18 protein-coding genes are annotated in these 18,033 nt (G+C 38.0%); 7 read left to right on the top strand and 11 right to left on the bottom strand.

Annotation, left to right across the window (positions count from 1 at the left end; genetic code table 11):
- Window positions 1–201: 201 nt before the first annotated feature.
- The 3 genes from PHP90_RS03400 to PHP90_RS03390 all read left to right on the top strand — a co-directional run bounded on the left by PHP90_RS03400 (window position 202) and on the right by PHP90_RS03390 (window position 3,543).
- Complete coding sequence (locus PHP90_RS03400; protein ID WP_299925243.1) at window positions 202–2,028, top strand: AAA family ATPase; 1,827 nt, start codon at window positions 202–204, stop codon at window positions 2,026–2,028.
- A 218-nt stretch (window positions 2,029–2,246) separates the two neighbouring features.
- Window positions 2,247–2,912: a 7-cyano-7-deazaguanine synthase QueC gene (gene queC / locus PHP90_RS03395; RefSeq protein ID WP_299925240.1), complete on the top strand. Its 666-nt coding sequence runs from the start codon at window positions 2,247–2,249 to the stop codon at window positions 2,910–2,912.
- Window positions 2,905–3,543 carry a SprT family zinc-dependent metalloprotease gene (locus PHP90_RS03390; RefSeq protein ID WP_299925237.1) on the top strand — a complete coding sequence of 213 codons (639 nt, stop codon included), beginning with the start codon at window positions 2,905–2,907 and terminating at the stop codon, window positions 3,541–3,543. The genes queC and PHP90_RS03390 overlap by 8 nt, the downstream gene beginning before the upstream one ends.
- An 11-nt stretch (window positions 3,544–3,554) precedes the next feature.
- Here PHP90_RS03390 and PHP90_RS03385 read toward each other — a convergent pair whose 3' ends face one another.
- From PHP90_RS03385 to mobB, 6 genes are all read right to left on the bottom strand, one after another.
- Entirely contained in the window at window positions 3,555–3,698 is a 144-nt protein-coding gene (locus PHP90_RS03385; protein ID WP_299925234.1) for a hypothetical protein, read from the bottom strand.
- Window positions 3,699–3,773: 75 nt separating this feature from the next.
- Complete coding sequence (locus PHP90_RS03380; RefSeq protein ID WP_299925231.1) at window positions 3,774–4,778, bottom strand: hypothetical protein; 1,005 nt, start codon at window positions 4,776–4,778, stop codon at window positions 3,774–3,776.
- Window positions 4,775–6,721 carry a methionine--tRNA ligase gene (metG, locus tag PHP90_RS03375; protein WP_299925228.1) on the bottom strand — a complete coding sequence of 649 codons (1,947 nt, stop codon included), beginning with the start codon at window positions 6,719–6,721 and terminating at the stop codon, window positions 4,775–4,777. The genes PHP90_RS03380 and metG overlap by 4 nt, the downstream gene beginning before the upstream one ends.
- Window positions 6,722–6,757: 36 nt before the next feature.
- Complete coding sequence (locus tag PHP90_RS03370) at window positions 6,758–6,952, bottom strand: hypothetical protein (protein WP_299925317.1); 195 nt, start codon at window positions 6,950–6,952, stop codon at window positions 6,758–6,760.
- Window positions 6,936–7,781 (bottom strand): class 1 fructose-bisphosphatase, encoded by an 846-nt coding sequence (locus tag PHP90_RS03365; protein ID WP_299925226.1) that lies wholly within the window; start codon window positions 7,779–7,781, stop codon window positions 6,936–6,938. The genes PHP90_RS03370 and PHP90_RS03365 overlap by 17 nt, the downstream gene beginning before the upstream one ends.
- Entirely contained in the window at window positions 7,778–8,284 is a 507-nt protein-coding gene (mobB, locus tag PHP90_RS03360; RefSeq protein ID WP_299925223.1) for a molybdopterin-guanine dinucleotide biosynthesis protein B, read from the bottom strand. The genes PHP90_RS03365 and mobB overlap by 4 nt, the downstream gene beginning before the upstream one ends.
- 196 nt (window positions 8,285–8,480) lie before the next feature.
- Between mobB and PHP90_RS03355 the strand changes: the two genes are divergently transcribed.
- Window positions 8,481–8,966, top strand: a complete 486-nt coding sequence (locus PHP90_RS03355) for a hypothetical protein (RefSeq protein ID WP_299925220.1) — start codon at window positions 8,481–8,483, stop codon at window positions 8,964–8,966.
- Here PHP90_RS03355 and PHP90_RS03350 read toward each other — a convergent pair.
- The 3 genes from PHP90_RS03350 to gltX all read right to left on the bottom strand — a co-directional run bounded on the left by PHP90_RS03350 (window position 8,875) and on the right by gltX (window position 12,109).
- The gene (locus PHP90_RS03350; protein WP_299925217.1) at window positions 8,875–10,428 is read right to left on the bottom strand and encodes a lytic transglycosylase domain-containing protein; all 1,554 of its coding nucleotides are present in this window, start codon (window positions 10,426–10,428) and stop codon (window positions 8,875–8,877) included. The two genes, PHP90_RS03355 and PHP90_RS03350, sit on opposite strands and share 92 nt — an antisense overlap.
- A 98-nt stretch (window positions 10,429–10,526) precedes the next feature.
- Complete coding sequence (locus PHP90_RS03345) at window positions 10,527–10,814, bottom strand: YggT family protein (protein ID WP_299925214.1); 288 nt, start codon at window positions 10,812–10,814, stop codon at window positions 10,527–10,529.
- On the bottom strand, window positions 10,811–12,109 hold the full coding sequence (gene gltX / locus PHP90_RS03340; RefSeq protein ID WP_299925211.1) for a glutamate--tRNA ligase: 1,299 nt from the start codon (window positions 12,107–12,109) through the stop codon (window positions 10,811–10,813). Before gltX ends, PHP90_RS03345 begins: the two co-directional genes overlap by 4 nt.
- A 173-nt stretch (window positions 12,110–12,282) precedes the next feature.
- On the opposite strand from gltX, the gene PHP90_RS03335 reads away from it, so the two are divergent.
- Entirely contained in the window at window positions 12,283–14,337 is a 2,055-nt protein-coding gene (locus tag PHP90_RS03335; RefSeq protein WP_299925208.1) for an EAL domain-containing protein, read from the top strand.
- Window positions 14,338–14,344: 7 nt separating this feature from the next.
- On the opposite strand, the gene PHP90_RS03330 is transcribed toward PHP90_RS03335, so the two are convergent.
- Both PHP90_RS03330 and PHP90_RS03325 read right to left on the bottom strand, forming a co-directional pair.
- On the bottom strand, window positions 14,345–14,995 hold the full coding sequence (locus PHP90_RS03330) for a TrkA family potassium uptake protein (RefSeq protein WP_299925205.1): 651 nt from the start codon (window positions 14,993–14,995) through the stop codon (window positions 14,345–14,347).
- A 1-nt stretch (window position 14,996) separates the two neighbouring features.
- Complete coding sequence (locus PHP90_RS03325) at window positions 14,997–16,280, bottom strand: TrkH family potassium uptake protein (protein ID WP_366141097.1); 1,284 nt, start codon at window positions 16,278–16,280, stop codon at window positions 14,997–14,999.
- 194 nt (window positions 16,281–16,474) lie between these two features.
- Here PHP90_RS03325 and nhaD point away from each other — a divergent pair, with 194 nt between their 5' ends.
- Window positions 16,475–17,803: a sodium:proton antiporter NhaD gene (gene nhaD, locus PHP90_RS03320; RefSeq protein ID WP_299925202.1), complete on the top strand. Its 1,329-nt coding sequence runs from the start codon at window positions 16,475–16,477 to the stop codon at window positions 17,801–17,803.
- Between the two features lie 73 nt (window positions 17,804–17,876).
- Window positions 17,877–18,033: OadG family transporter subunit (locus PHP90_RS13990; RefSeq protein WP_366141098.1), on the top strand; the 157-nt coding region annotated here is incomplete at its 3' end.

Below are 18,033 nucleotides of genomic sequence, written 5' to 3'. Positions count from 1 at the left end.
CGTGTTTGTCCCTATAATGTCTATTAAATTTCGATCCATTTTTGCATTGACAATGTATTGAACATCACAGCACTTATACTTAATCAAGTTATTTCTCTTATTAAAATATATAAATTTATGACTTTATATATAAGTGTTAAGTCATATTATATATAATGTCTAGAAGTTTAAAACTAGAATATCAATCAAGGCTATGAATAAATGACACTAGATAAAATTACAATATCAAATTTTAAATCAATAGGTAAATTAGAGTTTGATGTAAAAAAGTATGGGAATAGCTATACAACTATGTTGTTAGGATTAAATGAAGCTGGGAAAAGCAATATTTTAGAGGCGATGTCATTTTTTGATGTTCCAGAAGAGGAATATGACTTTAATATCTTGCACAACCAAAAAGATGAAGACTCAAAATATATAGATTTGTATTTTTATTTAAGTTTTGAAAATAAACAATCATACCTTGAGCCCATCAAAAAAAATGTTATAAATGGAAAAGAATTAAATTTTTCATTAACGAATATTTCTAAGAATGTTTATCTACATAAAGGTGATAAAGTGTTTGTGTATGTCTATAACTATGATATAGATGAAATAACACCAAATCTTTTTATAAAAAAGACTGCTGATAATAAAATAGAAATAAGTAAAGAAAATGATGCTTCTAATACTTTTGTTGAATTAACTGAAAAAAATGTAGTAGAGTTTTTAGGTTCAGAAATTGAAAATTCAATTATGAAATATGAGCCACAAGTATCATTTTGGAAACCCGAAGATAAATATCTAATTTCTTCATCTATAAATTTAAATGAATTTAAAGAGAAGGTGTTTTCAAATCTACCATTGAAAAATATTTTTTCTATTGCTGGTTATGAAACTAGTGCTAAAGTTAAAGATAAGATAGACGAAATATCAAACTCGCAGAAAAGAAGTAAGTTAGCAAGTATCCTTTCTGAAAAGACTACAGAATATATAAAGAGCATTTGGAAGCATAAAATTGATTTTATTATTGAAATTAGTGAAACAGGGAATTGCACAATTTCTGTAAAAGACGAAGGAAAAAATAATATTCATGATCGTCATTCTATGAATGTCAGAAGTGAAGGATTTAAACAATTTATATCCTTGATATTGTCTTTATCAATAGAGACTGATAAACTTAAGAGAACTGGTAGATTAATTCTTATTGATGAGCCTGAGAACCATCTTCATCCATCAGGAATAAGAGATCTAGGAAAAGAATTACTTAAGATAGGAGAAAAAAATTATTTATTTGTTTCTACACATTCACCATTTTTAATAGATCATAAACAACAAGAAAGACATATAATAATTAAAAAAGATATAAATGCCAATACAGTTAAAAAGGAGATTAAAGAGCATAATGATCTAAGAGATGACGAAGTGCTAAGTGAAGCTTTCGGAATAAATATATATAAAGACTTAATCAAATTAAAACGAATACTTGTAGAAGGTGCTTCCGATAAATTAATATTAATAAAGTCTTGTAAGTCGCTAGAATTGGATTATGGAATAACGAATGGCACTGGTAGTAATATCGTACAGGTTGCTTCAAAATTTAATGATGATGATATAAGAATGTTGGTTTTAGTAGATGATGATAGCGATGGCAAAAGATATAAAAAAGATATTTTAAAGATAGCTGGTGTGTACAATTCAAGTAATGTTTTTACATTAAGAGATTTAGTTCCCGAAGCAATTGATAACAGTACTATTGAAGATTTACTTGGTAAAGAGTATGTTCAAGGACAATTTAAAGCATTATATAATGAAATATTTCAAGAAGAAACTACCATAGAGTTAAATGCAAACAGTTGTTTTGTAGAACAGATAAAAATTGCCTTACTTAAAGAACAGAAAGAAAATAAAATAGTTAGTAATTTTATTGATAACTTAAAAGTAAATATATCTGAGAATTTTAATCCATCTAAAACAACTTTTAAAACAAAATTTCCATTACTTAAAGCGCTTATCGATAAGATTAAAGACATGCATTCAAAAGAGTAAATTGAAATAACGCCCTGAACGTAGACACTTTTTTATCTATTAAGCTAATTCAGGATAATTTGTAGTCAAAATACAAAATACGAGTCAGGCGTTAAATATTAACTCACGTGTAATACGAGCAATTCAATCAAGATTTTTTAGATTAAAATAGAAAACGAGATATAGTCAGATTAATACATAAGGCTACCCTTGGTAAAATCACATCAAAGGGTTACATAATGAATAAAAAAGCACTTTGTATTATGAGCGGCGGTATGGATTCGACTCTTGTCGCCTATATTATGCACCATCGCGGATATGAGATTGTCGGACTTCATTTTAATTACGGTCAACGAACCGTGAGCAAAGAACTCTCCTCTTTCCGTACAATATGTGAGGAGTTAGGCGTTCTTGAAAAATATGAGATTGATCTCGATTTTTTCAAAACTATCGGAGCGTCCGCTTTGACGGATCATTCTCTCAGTGTTCCGACGGAAGGGATAGAACCGGGTGTTCCTATCACCTATGTCCCTTTCCGAAACGGTATTTTTCTCTCCATCGCAACGGCTATTGCCGAAAAAGAGGGATGTGAAGTGATTGCGATCGGTGTTGTCGAGGAGGATAGCAGCGGTTATCCTGATTGTCGCGAAGCTTTTATCGATACATTTAACAAAGCCGCAAATCTGGGCACGAAAGAAACGACCCATATATCGATAGAGATGCCATTGGTTCATTTGCAAAAGTCACAGATTGTACAAGAAGCATTGCTTCTGGGTGTACCGCTTCATATGACGTGGAGCTGTTATCAGAGTGAGGAGAGTGCTTGCGGTGTCTGTGACAGCTGCCGCCTGCGTCTCAGGGGCTTTGAACGTGCCGGAGCAGTTGACCCTATTAATTATGTTTAATTCTCAAACTTCTCCTATTATAGTCGAATATCGTCCCCGAAATCGTAATACCTATATTCGTGTTACGGATGATGGGGAAATAAAAGTTCGGACACCTCTTAAAAATGAATCTTCTATTCGACGTATTTTAAAATTAAGAGAGGAATGGATTCAAACCACATTGCTTGCGTTACATATGCGGAGTGATGAAAAACATGAGCTTGGAAAAACGATCCGTTTTCGGGGAGAAAATTACGCTGTCGAACATTTGCCAAATTTGCTAAAAAAGATTGAAAATGTCAAAAATACTATTGATATTGAAAAATATTACTACCAATTTTACCGAGATGAAGCAGTTTTAACACTTCCTTCACGTGTTGCACATTATGCACGAAAAATGAATTTACATCCCAATGAGATACGTTTTAAACGATTGAGAAGTCGATGGGGAAGCTGTGACAGTAAAGGTATCGTAACATTTAATACACGCATGATGCAGCTCACCTATGAGCATATTGATTATATTATTGTTCATGAATTGGCACACTTACGACATATGAATCATTCAAAAGAATTTCATACACTTGTCCGAGAACACTTACCAAATGAGAGAAAACTGAGGAGCGAAATTAAAGCGATTAGACCTCTGTAAGAGGATAATATCTATAGTTTTTCTTTTTCAATTTTTAGAGCGGCGTCTTTATCTATCTTTGTTTTTTTCATTAACATAGCGATTAATACGGGTGAACCAAACGTGATGATTAATAAAGCCACAAATACAACCTGCATATCTGTCATAATAGTCATTATTTTCCCTTTGCGTTCTAAACTGCAAGTATTATAGCTGTGGTTAGTTAATGCTAAATCTTTACAAGGGAAATATTAAAAAATAAGTTCGAGCTGTTTCATAGAGGAGCGCGAAGGGTTCAATATACCTTTGTCTACCCCTGCAACTAGTGCAAAATGGAAAATTTTTGATTGTAATATTGTTAAGATTTCTTCGGGATATCGGTAAAAAAAGATATTTTCAACTCCTATAGTGAGAGAAGATCGCATCGTTTCGGGCAGTAAATAGATAATTTTAGCCCATGAAGCCTGAACATCCAAAAAATCAATCTGTTCGTCTATTAATTCAAGAAGAGGCTCGAATATAATAACGCGGTCACTGCTTCCAAATTCTTTAACTTCAAGCCGTGAATTGGTAAAAACGGGGATAAAATGTCCCATTTTACTAAATCCCTTGATGACGAACGGAATTCGTAGGAAGGTATAAAAAAAGAGAAGATGCTCGAGATAGGGGACGAAAAACGGTGAAAGCATTTGGCGTTCATAAAAGGTATCGTTATGGATAAATGAGGTTTCAAAGAGTGTTTGTTCAATAATCGTAATCGTATTTTCCTGAGCACGGATCAATTGTGAATGTTCTATAAATATATCTGAGTCGGTGAGGGCAGGGGAAAAAAGAACAATCGATTTTTTTTCAAGCGGCCATAGCTTTTCCCAAATCTCACGCATAGAACCTTCGATATTACAAAAAGAGGGAGGGGTCAAAATCATCGATGAAAGGTGCAGGGTAATCGGGTCACATGCGTATACTTGAAGTTCTTTTTCAAGAAGATAAAATCGGAGCAGTTTTTTGAGAGCCTTATCAATATTTTCAACTTTGATCCAGGCTACTTCACTGTCGTTAATTTGAGTCGGTTTATCGAACATAACACCATATGCACCGTTTAGAAGTGCTTCGGGTATATCTTCAGGAAAATAGGCAATAAAAAACGATCCGCGTTTTACTTTGGAAGGGTCAAAAACAACACTTTCAAAGAGACTGACCGAGGGTTCTCCTAAGAGTGTTCCTTTGGTTAGTGCGAGGATATTTTCAAGTCTCATCCAACCGAACTTCCACTCAAACGTGGTTTTTCAGGACGAACGAGGCAAAGCCCTTCAGCGTCTTTCGCGGCTAAAATCATCCCCTCAGAGAGCATTCCCATCAGTTTTGCAGGTTTGAGATTCGCAACAACGCACACTTGTGTTCCGATCAGTGATTCGGCAGTGTAATATTCACGGATCCCGGCGATGATTTGACGTGGAGTCTCTTCACCTAAATCTACTTGGAGTTTTAGGAGTTTTGAGCTTTTCGGAACCTCTTGTGCATTAAGAACGGTTCCGATTTTAAGTGAGGTCTGGAAAAACTGATCGATTGTGATAAGACCTTCGAGAGATACAGTCGTCTCTTTTTTATCTTCCATAACCGGATGTTCTACTTTCGGAGCCTCTTCGATCATTGCTTTCGGAGCTTCTTGCATCAAGGGCTCATCCACACGCGGGAAAAGAGGCGGTATTTTTTTGATGGTAAAGGTGTCAAGAAGACCTTTATTAAGGATAAGTTTAGTATAGCTCTCCGTAGTAATTTCAAATCCGAGTGCATCCGCAATGGTTGAAGTCGTGCTTGGCATAATAGAGTGGAGCATCACGGATGCTTTGGCTAATAGATTAGCAACTAAAGCAACGGTAGCAAGAGCTTCATCCGTACGTCCTTCTTTGATTTTAACCCATGGTGCATGTTCTTCGATTGCTTTGTTTCCGATGGTAAACACTTTCCATAACTCTTCGAGGAAGCGGTGAAGCTGAAGCTCATAGAAATAGGTATGCAATGAATCCAAAATAGTATGGGCATCATTGATCTCTTTACTGTGGTATTTTTCAACGTCCGCGCTGTCAATCACAAAATTGGAATATTTCTCACTCATCCCGATAATACGGTTGAGAAGATTTCCTAAATCGTTAGAGAGATCTGAATTCATGCGATCGATCAGGGCACGTTGTGAGAAATCACCGTCTTGTCCGAACGGTACTTCACGCATCATGAAATAACGGAAGTTTTCAGCACCGTAATGTTGAGCTACTTCGCGAGGATCGACGACGTTCCCTTTTGATTTTGACATTTTTTCACCGTCGCGCGTCCACCAGCCGTGGGCACCGATATGTTTAGGCAAAGGCAAACCGAGACTCATCAAAAATGCAGGCCAGTAGATTGCATGGAAACGGAGGATGTCTTTACCTACCAACTGTACGTTAGCAGGCCAAAAATCCATCTTCGCTTCGTCTGTACCGTATCCGAGTGCAGTCACATAGTTCATCAGGGCATCGAGCCAGACGTACATAACGTGTTTTGGCTCATTCAACGATTCCGGCAAATGTACCCCCCAGCTGAAACTGGTACGGGTGACAGAGAGATCGTTCAGACCGCCCTTTACAAAGCTGATGACTTCATTTCTGCGTGATTTAGGGAGGATAAACTCAGGATGGGCTTCATAATATTCCAAAAGAGGTTTTTCATATTTGGAAAGGCGGAAAAAATAGCTCTCTTCTTTTAAAATCGTCGTTGCTCTTCCGCAGTCCGGACAGCAGCCGCCGTCCATAAGCTGAGATTCGGGAAAGAATGTTTCACAACTGACGCAGTAGTTTCCCTCATAAAAGTCTTTATAAATATCGCCGTTTTCAAACATTTTTAGAAAAGCGGCTTGAACCCCTTTTTTATGAGTCTCATCTGTCGTACGAATAAATTGATCGTAACTAATATCAAAGTCATTCCATAAATTTCGGAAGGTAGCGCTGATCTCATCAGCAAATTCTTGAGTCGGTTTTTCCAGTTTTTTTGCTGCTTCTTCGATTTTTTGACCGTGTTCATCTGTTCCGGTGAGAAAGTAGGTTTCATTTCCGATCAGACGGGAATAACGTGCCAGAGAATCTGCAATAAACGTTGTGTAGGCATGACCGATATGGGCTTCGCCGTTTACGTAATAAATAGGAGTCGTAATGTAATTTTTCATGTTAATTTTTTACCCTTTTAAAATTCAATCGTTTTATCAAAAATCAAATCCGCCGGTTTCACCCTTGGACATGCTCTCATATACCGTTCGGATATATTTGGTACGAATCTCACAACCGATACATTTTTCACATACGTAGCAACTCTCTACTTCGTGCTCTTGCTGGCACGCTTGGAGAACCTGCATCGCTTCGTCCAGGCGCTCTTCATAAACTTCATTGTTGTCCGGCATAGACACTCACTACCTCATCAATTTCATTGGATGAACCGAAAAAGCATGGGCTGGTATCATGGACATGCTTAGGCTCTTTCTCTAATACACGTTTTATACCGTCAACAGCTTTTCCTCCGGCAAGTTCAAAAATAAAGGCAAAAGGGAATACTTCAAACAGCATACGAAGTTTCCCCTCCGGTTTATCGCTAGCACCTGGGTAGCTGAATAATCCGCCCCCTTTGAGGAGGATTTGATGTAAATCGGGAACCATTCCGCCGGAGTAGCGGAGACGATAGCCGCGCGCAAAGAAACTGTCGATCATCGTTTTATGAAACGGTGCCCAACATTGCTGTGTCCCGCCAGGAGCGTTGATTTTCCCTTTTTCATTCAATTGAATATGTTTAACAAACTCAAATTCTCCCGCTTGGAGGAGGTAAAGTGATACTTTATCTTCAAAAGCAAAGACCAATTCGACACGCGGACCGTACACGACGTAGCAGCTAGCGACCATTTTGGTCGGAGTAAACGCACCCTCATAGATTCCGAAAATCGAACCGACACTGAGGTTGACATCTACCAGCGATGAACCGTCCAGAGGATCAAAGGCGATAAAATAATGGCCGTTTTCATTGAGTACCATCGGATGCTCTTTTTCCTCACTGGCGATTGTGTGGACGCCCGGAACTTGGCTGAGCTCCTCTTCGATAATCAAATCGCTTTGGATATCGAGCTGAAGTTGAGTTTCGCCGGAGCTGTTTTGCTCTTGGGAATAGCCGATGTCTTTGACATCAATCGCATTTTTGATGCGTATTGCACTTTTTTGGATTGCTTCTAAAATAACATTCATTTCATAACCTTTGCGTGAGCTAAAATCCACTCGATCACTTGATCGGGGTTGTTGAGATCGAGTAAATCAATTCCATCCGGGATGGAGTAATGGGTCGTATCGATACTATCGTCAATAGCAAGAGCATTCATATAGGGAAAATAGTCGGTGTCGATGGAACCTCTAAAAATACTGATACGCGGAAGAGGCAAATTTTTAAGGCCTTCAACCAATAAAACGTCAAATTCACCGAAAAGTGCGATCAGTTCATCGAGCTCTTTATGACGTTGTGAAAAATAAGTGGTACGTGTAGGGGAGGTTACGATCACCTCCGCACCCGTATCGCTGAATTTATAACTGTCTTTTCCCGGCACATCGAATTGTGCTTTGTCTTTAGGGTCATTTTTTACGATGGCAACCTGTAAATTATGCTCATGAATTAATTTGCGTGCCACCTTTAAGATCAGTGTTGTTTTCCCGCTGTTGGAGGGACCGGTGAACGCAACCGCTAAACGTTTTTTCAAAAAAATCAACCTCTGTTAAATTATAGGTATTATAGTCAAGGTTCATTTTAAACTTTCTAAAGAGGTTAGACAAAATGCAAAGGTATCTATTATTTAAGAACTTTATGCATTAAGATAAGGAGAAAAATCGTAGTTCTAAAAAAATCTAAGGCGAGATGACGTATAATAGTGATTATTCGATGACAAAAGGATTGGGATGCGATTATCTTGGATAGCTTTATCAGCTTTATTGGCTTTTAGCGGATGTGCACAAAAAGGGGCATTTGATCTTTTTAAAATAGACGAAGCACATGAACGCGCAGTTGAACAGCTACGAAGTGGAAGCATCCTCTTGTCGATGGAGACGAAAGCGATTTTCTCAACGTTGTATCTCAATAAAATTGATCCACTTCAATATAAAGACGGTGAATACTTTGTTGCATCCGTCTATTTCGAAAATGATGATTCTACCACTAAGGTTAGAGAACTCGAATCAAACGGGTATCAGTTGACACTCAACGGTAAAAAGGCTACGCTTATTGAGCTTCTTGGTGAGAAAGATCCCCGCCGCGCTTTGATACCGGTTCAGAATAACTGGAACCGATACTATTTTATTCGCTTCGACTCAGTGTCTGGCCATTCTTTAACGCTTCGGCTCGAAAATAATCAGACTGGCTCGGTTGAGTTAAATTATCAAAAATAGCTTTTATCGACACTTCTTCACCTAAAATTTTCTTATACATTACATAGTTGGCAAGTACACGCTTGCCATACTCGCGATTTTCATCATTTCCGATCAATTCCATACTTAAAAACGGTTCATACTCACCAGGTAAGAAACGTCCCCCTTCCATCAAAAGACGTTTTGTAGATCCGAGCCCGCCATTGTAACCGTATGCTATCAAGATAGGATTATGAAGGTTATTGATCAAATGCTGTAAATGGGCGATAGAATAGACAATACTGTATTCGGGCTTTAGCATGTCAAAATAATTAGTCGGTTTTAACGGTAGGACCTTACTGATGGAATCAACATTAAAAGGCATGATTTGCATAAGTCCAAGGGCAAAAGAACGTGATATTAATCCGGGTATAAAACGGGTTTCCTGACGCATTAACGCGTATATCAGTGCTTTTTCATCTGAACTTATAGTATTCATATATTGATCGTACGGCATTGTAAAATTGTGGATATAAGGCTCATAGGTTCGCTCTAAGACGTATCCTTGTACACCGACAGAATCTTCTCCGTCACAGCGGTCGATGAGATTCACTATAGTATCGGGAGTTGAGGCTTTAAGCTCTTCTGCAAAAAGCCGCCACTGGAATGGGTCTATACCGTTCATACTGTCGGTGCGTTGAGTTGTCGGAAGGGTTATAAAATAATTTTCCGTCGGTAATTGGAGTATTTCTCTGGCATATAGAACATACATGTTTATATCAAGACTGTTAGAGAGCTCGGTAAGATAATTTTGATCTTTGGTGATTTCATAGAGCCAAAATACGATTTTATCTCGGTCGATCGGAGAAGAAAAATGCCCTTTGGCCTCTTTTAAGTGCTCAACGGCATTTTCGAGTTTACCGTATTTAACCGCATTCATAGCCAGAAAAAAATGGGTCTGAGGAGTGAAATTGCCTACAGAAACATTTGTGAGTGATTGTTGCAGTTGATCCATCGCAGGGTCCGTAACGGTTAGAAAGACGATTTGACTAAATGCTGTATTTTGTGTCAGGGCTTCTAATACTTCAGGTGAAAGAGGATGATTAAACCGTTCATGACGATATGTAGCCCCTGCTAGCCTAAATACAATGGTTTCATTGATCAGATTATCTGTCGACGTGTATAAACTTTCTTGATTCATTGCTCTTAGCCATTCGATATTTCCAAACCGGTTGTTGAGACGAGCTGCAATACTTTCGCGTTCTTGAGATGTGAGTGCAGCCGCTTTAGCAGGGGTAAGGGCAAGCATTAGACAATCGTCCTGTTCAATCAGCGGCAAATTACACGCTTGTTCCCGAAGGCACGAAGCAGTATATTTTATTTCCTCTTCATCTGTTTTCGCAGCATAATCGAATAAAAATCGCTCGTTTACATTGTCAACCTGATAAAACGCTTCCGAAGCTTCTGAAGCATTTATATCCTGATGTAAAAATTGCCAAATCATAAAATTTTTTTGACGTGAAGCCGGCTTATCATTGATTTCATCTAGGGTAAAACCCCAGACCCCCGTGACGAGGCAGAGTAATAAAATAAAGTAACGCATTACGATAAGACTAGAGCATTGATAATGTTGACCAATAAAACATCCAATACTTGGAGCAAAATGACCAAAATTAGTGGCGCAAGATCGAGACCGTTAAAAACAGTCGGCATAACTCTTCGAACAAGCCGATACGCAGGCTCTGTCAAGCGATAGATTATTTGAACGATGGGATTATACGGATCAGGGCGTACCCATGAGAGGAGGGCACCGATAATCAAAACCCAGATATAGACTGTAATGAGAGAATGAACGATTCCTCCCAAACCAGTAATGATCCCTCCCATCATTTGACTACCTCTTTGAGATAATTTTTGATATGAGTGTATAAGTCTGCCATTTCAGGACCGTGTTCCGCACCACCGATAAGAATTCTCAGAGGCTTAAAGAGGCTTTTTCCTTTTAGTCCGCTATGTTCAATTAAATAGGCTTTATACGATTCGTAATCATCGAAATGAGGCGCCTTTTGTGTTAGAGCTCGTAAAATATCAAAGCCCTCTTTATATTCTTCCGGAACAATTTTAGGTGCGAAAATAGCACTGATTTTTGCACGAAGTTCTTTGAGGGTACTTGCTTCTTCTAAAAAGAGCTTGGCAAGATTTCCGATCTCTTCATCGGCAAATCCGACATAACGTGAAAGCTCTTTCGGATCAAGCCCTTTTAGATGTTCACGATTGATGAATTTTAGTTTGTCAATATCAAAACGGGCAGGGGCTTTGGAAATGGTTTTAAGATCAAACCATTTGATCGCCTCTTTAACACTAAAGATTTCAACCGGAGTTTTATTTCCCATCAAGATGAGATAGTTGCTGATTGCTTCGGGTAAATAGCCCTCTTCGAGCAGCCATTTGACGCTCGATGCATCATCACGTTTCGACATTTTTTTCCCCTCATTACCGAGAATGATCGGAAGATGGGCGTATTCGACTTTTTTGGTATAACCGAGTGCTTCATGAATTGCAATTTGTTTTGGCGTGTTGCTTAAATGATCTTCTCCTCGGATAATTAGTGAAATGTCGGCGAGCATATCATCGACAGCACAGGCAAAATTGTAAGTTGGGTATTTGTCGGCACGCATCAAAATAAAGCTGTCAATATCATCCGGAGCAAAGGTACTTTCCCCTTTTATCAAATCGGTAACTGTAATGGAATGTTCCGGTTTTTTAAGACGGATTGTAAAAGGAAGTTCGTTGTCTATGACCTCTTCAGCAGATAGATGTTCGCATGTTCCGTCATAGCGATAGGCAATTTTTCCCTCTTTTGCCGCTTCGCGTTTAGCATCAAGTGTATCGGTCGTGCAAAAACAGTTAAACGCTTTTTTGTCTTGGAGAAGTTGAATTGCCATTGCGCGATGAAATCGGAGATTGTTGCTTTGGAGTTGTTCTTCCTGATGCGTAATGCCGAAAAGAGCCAATATCTCGAAAATTTCTTTTTCTTTACCGGGGATATTGCGTTCTTGATCGGTATCTTCAATACGAATTAAAAGTGGCTCATCCCGTTGTATGGATGAAATATAGTTAAAGAGTGCGACTCGGAGATTGCCAATGTGCATATCTCCTGTCGGGCTTGGGGCAAAACGGAGCATAAGTATTCTTTCCTAAATCTTTTTCGAAATTTTAGCAGAAAGAGGCTAATGAACACCTTTTTGCAGTACCTTAATACTTGACTAATACAATAAGGAAACTCATCCAAAATAAAATTGTTATGATAGAATGATAGAAGTTTTACTTATAATTTGCAAGCATGGTTCGGAAAACAATGTTTTCGATAATTCATTCATTTTATATTACTTCCGGAATCACTTTTTTTATTGCATTTCATTTTTTTTATTTTTCACTCTACGGAAGTGATAAAAAACTGTATTTATATTTTTCATGTTTAAGTTTTTTTGCAGCCTTATTTCAATTGTATTGCGGTGATTACTATGGTGCAAGTTCATTTGAAGATGCTGTATATGCGTTGAAATGGCAATTATTTGCCGGTATTGGATTTGTTACTCTTCTTTATTTTTTTCTTTCCGAATATACCGGGATCAAAATAAATAAATCATTTGCCATTTTTTTGTTATTAACCTCCGTTGTGGCTACTATTGAAAATGCAAATTCATTATATAGTTTGCGATTTGAAACTATTACGACATCCTCAACTTTTTTATCTCCTTGGGGTGAAAAAATTACAACCTATTTTGGTACCATAAATCCATTTATGATTTTCCTGCGTATACTCTATATAAGTATTTTAGTATGGGGTGGTTGGTGCGCAAAACATCATTTTAAAAAGAATAAATTTGAAAGTGTTTTATTAGGAGTTTTTTTAGTCAGTGTATTTTTTACTGCATGGATGGGGCATCTTATTGATACACATAAAATAAATTTTGTTTATATTCCCGGATTTGCTTATTTTTTCTTGGTTATAGGTATGACAACGAGTCTTGGAATGCGTATTTTTACCCAGCATAAAAAACTTGAACAAACGACATTACAGCTGTATGAAGAAATACAAACACGTAAAGGAGTAGAGGAAAACCTGCTGTTTAATTCTCAGCATGATGAACTAACAGGACTTTCCAATCGGCAATTGTTATTAGAACGTTTTGATTTGGCAATAAAACTTGCAAAAGGTTCTTCATCTCAAGTCGCAATTTTATTTTTGGATTTGGATCATTTCAAAGAAATAAATGATTCTTTAGGCCATATTATCGGCGATAAAGTTTTACTTTCCGTGACAAAAAATATAGTGGAAGAAATGGGAGTTGCCGATTATCTGTCCCGACTGGGCGGTGATGAGTTTTGTTTATTGCTGCCTTCTATCAATACGCCGGATGATGCAAGCAATGTTGCATTAAAATTGCTTGGTATATTGGGAAAATCAATTCATATCGACGAACATGAACTGTATATCAGCGGCAGTATAGGAATTAGTGTTTACCCTAATGATGGAAATACACCTATCGAATTGTTACGTAATGCTGATGCGGCAATGTATAAAGCGAAACAAAATAGAAATCACTATGAATTTTATACTGAGGAAATGACAAAACTTGCATTTGAACGGGTCTCTTTGGAAACAAGCATTCGTCAAGCACTTTTACATGAAGAATTTATCGTTCATTACCAGCCACAAATGGATGGACAGCATGATCGTTTAATAGGTATGGAAGCACTGGTGCGATGGAATCATCCAAAATTAGGGTTAGTTCCTCCTTCTGCATTTATACCTTTTGCAGAAGAGACCGGACTTATTGTCTTTTTGGATAGATGGGTTATGAGAACTGCCATGAATCAAGTTGTACAGTGGTATGAAATGGGCTTTAATCCAGGAATTTTAGCCATCAATCTTTCGGTTAAACAACTACGGCAAGAAGACTTTATTTTAATTTTAAATGATCTATGTTCCGAACTAAATTTTAAAACAGAATGGCTTGAACTGGAAATTACAGAAAGTCAAATTATGGATAACCCTGAAAAGGCTATAACTAGTTTAAATCAGATCAGTCAAAAGGGCATTAAATTAGCCATTGATGATTTCGGGACAGGATACTCTTCTCTTTCGTATTTAAAACGTCTTCCTATTGATAAGCTTAAAATAGATAAAACTTTTATTGATGGTTTACCGACTGATGAAGAAGATGCAAGTATCGTTAGAGCCATTATTGCTTTGGCTCAAAGTATGAAGCTAAATGTAATTGCGGAAGGTGTTGAAACAGCTGAGCAGAAAGATTTTTTGGTACAAAACGGATGCAAAAATATTCAAGGATATTTTTATGCTAAACCAATGCCGGCGAACGACATTGAGGTGACATATTTTACATAAAACGGTGTCACACTTTTTTGCTCAGAGCTTCAATGTGCGAACCATTGCCTAAAACGAGGAGAATATCCCCTTTTTCCAAGATATCGTCATTTTCAAATGAGGTGTACCATATACCTTGATGTTTATAGGCGATCGGCTTTACCTCAAATTCATTTTCAAAAATCGGAGAGAGAATTGAGATACCTACCCAAAAAGAAGGGACAGTGAGTTTGGCTATTTTCATTGTGATAGAGAGGTCGATCGTCTCATAATGCATATTTGCAACCATCTTTTTAACAATCTTTTTTGCCGACTCCATTTCCGGATAGATCACTTTAGCCGCACCGAGCTTGGACAGAATCTGACCATGCACGGTAGTAATTGCCTTAGCAATAACTGTCTCAACACCCAGTTCTTTAAGTGCCATGACAGTGAGAATACTCGCTTCTATGTTTTCTCCGATACTGACTACTGCAACATCAACATTGCCGATTCCCGCTTCACGTAATGCCCGCATGTCAGTTGAATCGAGAATAATAGCATCTTGTACAAATTCATTAATATCACGAACCTGATCTTCATCCAAGTCCACAGCAATGACATTGACCCCTTGCTGTGCTAAGCCTTTTGCAACGTGGAATCCAAATTTTCCCAAACCTAAAACAGCATATGTATTCATGTTAAATAATTACCTTTCCTTCTGCATATTTAATACGGCTCTCCGCCGCTTTCCCGACAATGACGATTGTAAAGGCAAAGACTCCGACACGCCCCATTAACATCAATATAATAATATTAAATTTCCCCCAGTCACTGAAGAGGGCACAATAACTTAGTACTCCGCCATTACCGGTTGAGACGCCTACCGTTCCGAATGCCGATGTGACTTCAAATAAAATACGTAAAAATGGCAAGCGTTCCACTTCGCTCAAGATAATGGTGGATATTACGACATAAATGGATGCTACAAAGATGATGGCATACGCTTTGTTAATTTGATACGGCGAAATAGAACGTCGAAAGATATGTGAGCGGGTATCACCACGCATCGTATACCATACACCGATGAGTGCCAATGCAACTGCCGTTGTTTTAATACCGCCGGCGGTCCCTCCAGGACTACCCCCGGTCATCATAAAAAATGTGCCGAAAAAGAGATTAGAATCAGTCAGTGTGGAAAAATCTATGGTATTAAAACCGGCTGTGCGATAGTTCACTGAGGCGAACCATGCTGCTAGAATCTTTTGATAAACACTCATTGGGCCAAATGTATTTGGGTTATACCACTCAATAGATAGAAGTATGGCCATCCCTAAAACAGTCATTAAAACTGTCATAATTAAAACTAATTTCGTATGTGTCGAAAGCCTCAAAACACGTCCACGATGATAATGGTAAAGTTCGAGAAGAACCAAATACCCTAATCCACCTAGAATGATTAATACCGGAATAGTAATGTTAATAACAAAATCACCACGATAGCGCATTAAATTATCACTAAAGAGAGAGAATCCTGCATTATTAAAAGCGGAAACAGCATGAAATATTCCAAACCATACGGCACGAGGCAACGGCATATCTACCCAAAAACGGAGCGTCAATATAATCATACCGATAACTTCGATCGTAAAAATAGTTGAAAAGACGATTTTCAAAAACCGCACCAATCCATCCATACCGGGATAATTGAGTGATTCTTGCAAGATGAGACGGTCTCGATGGCCGATTTTTTGTCGACGCATGACAGCCATAAATGTGACTGCTGTCATATATCCCAAACCGCCGATTTGTATCAAAAGAAGAATGACTAAATGACCGAAAGAGGTAAAATCAACAGGAGTGTCTTTGACAATAAGCCCGGTTACACAAACTGCTGATGTAGAGGTAAACAAGGCGTCCATAAATCTCAATTCACCGTTATGAGCGAATGGAAGCGAAAGCAGAAGAGCTCCGATAATAATCAATGTGATAAAGCTAAATAAAATTAATTTAATTTCTCGAGTATGCGTAGGATATCCTTAATTCGATATATAGGTTTAATTGCGAAATGCTACGCCTGAGTTGCTTAAGGGTTACTTTTACGGTACACTTGCCGGATTAAAAATTAATGAGCCCTTGGTAAATTAATTCCGATTTTAGAATAAAAAGGGACTGAAATATGACTATACCAGTTGTAGAAGCAGAGACAATCAATCTAGTAAATCACCCATTCGGATGGTTACTACTCGCTATTTTCATCGTAGGATACTATTTTATTGCTGCAGAAGAAAAATACCATATCGATAAAGCCAAACCGGCACTGTTTATCGGAACACTTATGTTCGTTATGATCGGGCTATATTATGTCAGTGTAGGAGCTGATTTGACTCCGTTTGAACATGAAGTTGATCATATGATTTTAGAAATTTCTGAAATTTTCTTTTTCTTGTTTGTTGCAATGACCTATATCGAGGCATTGATCGAAAGAGGTGTTTTTAGTGCTTTACGTGCAAAGCTGATTGCAAAAGGATACAGCTATCGTGAACTTTTTTGGATTACCGGTGCTTTGGCATTTTTTATCTCACCCGTTGCAGATAATCTCACAACTGCATTAATTCTTTCGACTGTATTGCTGACAATTGATAATAAAACCAAAGAATTTTTAGTCCCGAGTGCGATCAATGTAGTAGTTGCTGCAAATGCCGGAGGTGCTTGGAGCCCTTTTGGAGACATCACAACGTTGATGGTTTGGGCAGGAGAGAAAGGCGCATTTGTTGATTTCCTCTATCTTTTTCCGGCTGCTTTTATCGGGTGGCTCATTACAGCAGCACTGCTTGTACGATATGTTCCGAATTTCAATCCAAATGATGGAGGTAATCCTGAAGCAGCAGAGAAAATCGAAATTCTCAAAGGAGGGAAAGTTATTATTGCCTTTGGCGCATTGACCATCGCGTTGGCCGTAATAGGTAAACAGGTTATTCAATTGCCTCCGATGTGGGGAATGCTTTTTGGTTTGGCAATTTTGCAGCTGTACATGTATTTCCTCAAAAAAAAGCACAATGTGGATGTCAGTATATATGATGCAATGAGTAAAGTCGAAAATAACACTCTTCTCTTTTTCTTCGGTATCCTAGCTGCGGTTGGGGCTCTGCACTTTACCGGTTTCTTAGCATTTGCGGCTCAATTGTATGAAATGTTTGATCCGACCATCGTCAATATCGGTGTCGGCTTTCTCTCTGCTATTGTCGATAATGTTCCGGTGATGTCTGCGGTTTTAAAAGCCAATCCTAATATTGAACATGCGCAATGGATGTTGGTCACGATGACTGCCGGTATCGGAGGATCTTTGATCAGTTTCGGTAGTGCTGCCGGGGTTGGTGTCATGGGGAAAATGTCCGGTATTTATACTTTTTCATCACATATTAAGATGGCTTGGACGGTTTTAGTAGGCTATTTTGCCTCTCTTGCAGTATGGTACTTTCAGTTCATAGTATTGGGTTTCCATTAAAATAAAGACCCTTCAGCCTATGCTGTAGTAAAGTTAGATAAAATTATTTAATTCCAAAACAGAAGGATTTCATATGTTTTTTGAAAGCATAAAAATCATGTTGTTAGGAATGGGAACCGTTTTCCTATTCTTAACAACTATGGTATATATGACAAAAATTATGTCAAAACTTATTCTCCGTTACTTCCCAGAAGTTTCAAAAGCTCCTGCATCGGTATCACAATCGACTA

It is taken from the genome of Sulfuricurvum sp. (genome assembly GCF_028712165.1).
In the GTDB taxonomy this organism is placed as follows: domain Bacteria; phylum Campylobacterota; class Campylobacteria; order Campylobacterales; family Sulfurimonadaceae; genus Sulfuricurvum.
This window is presented reverse-complemented; position numbering and strand designations above follow the sequence as displayed.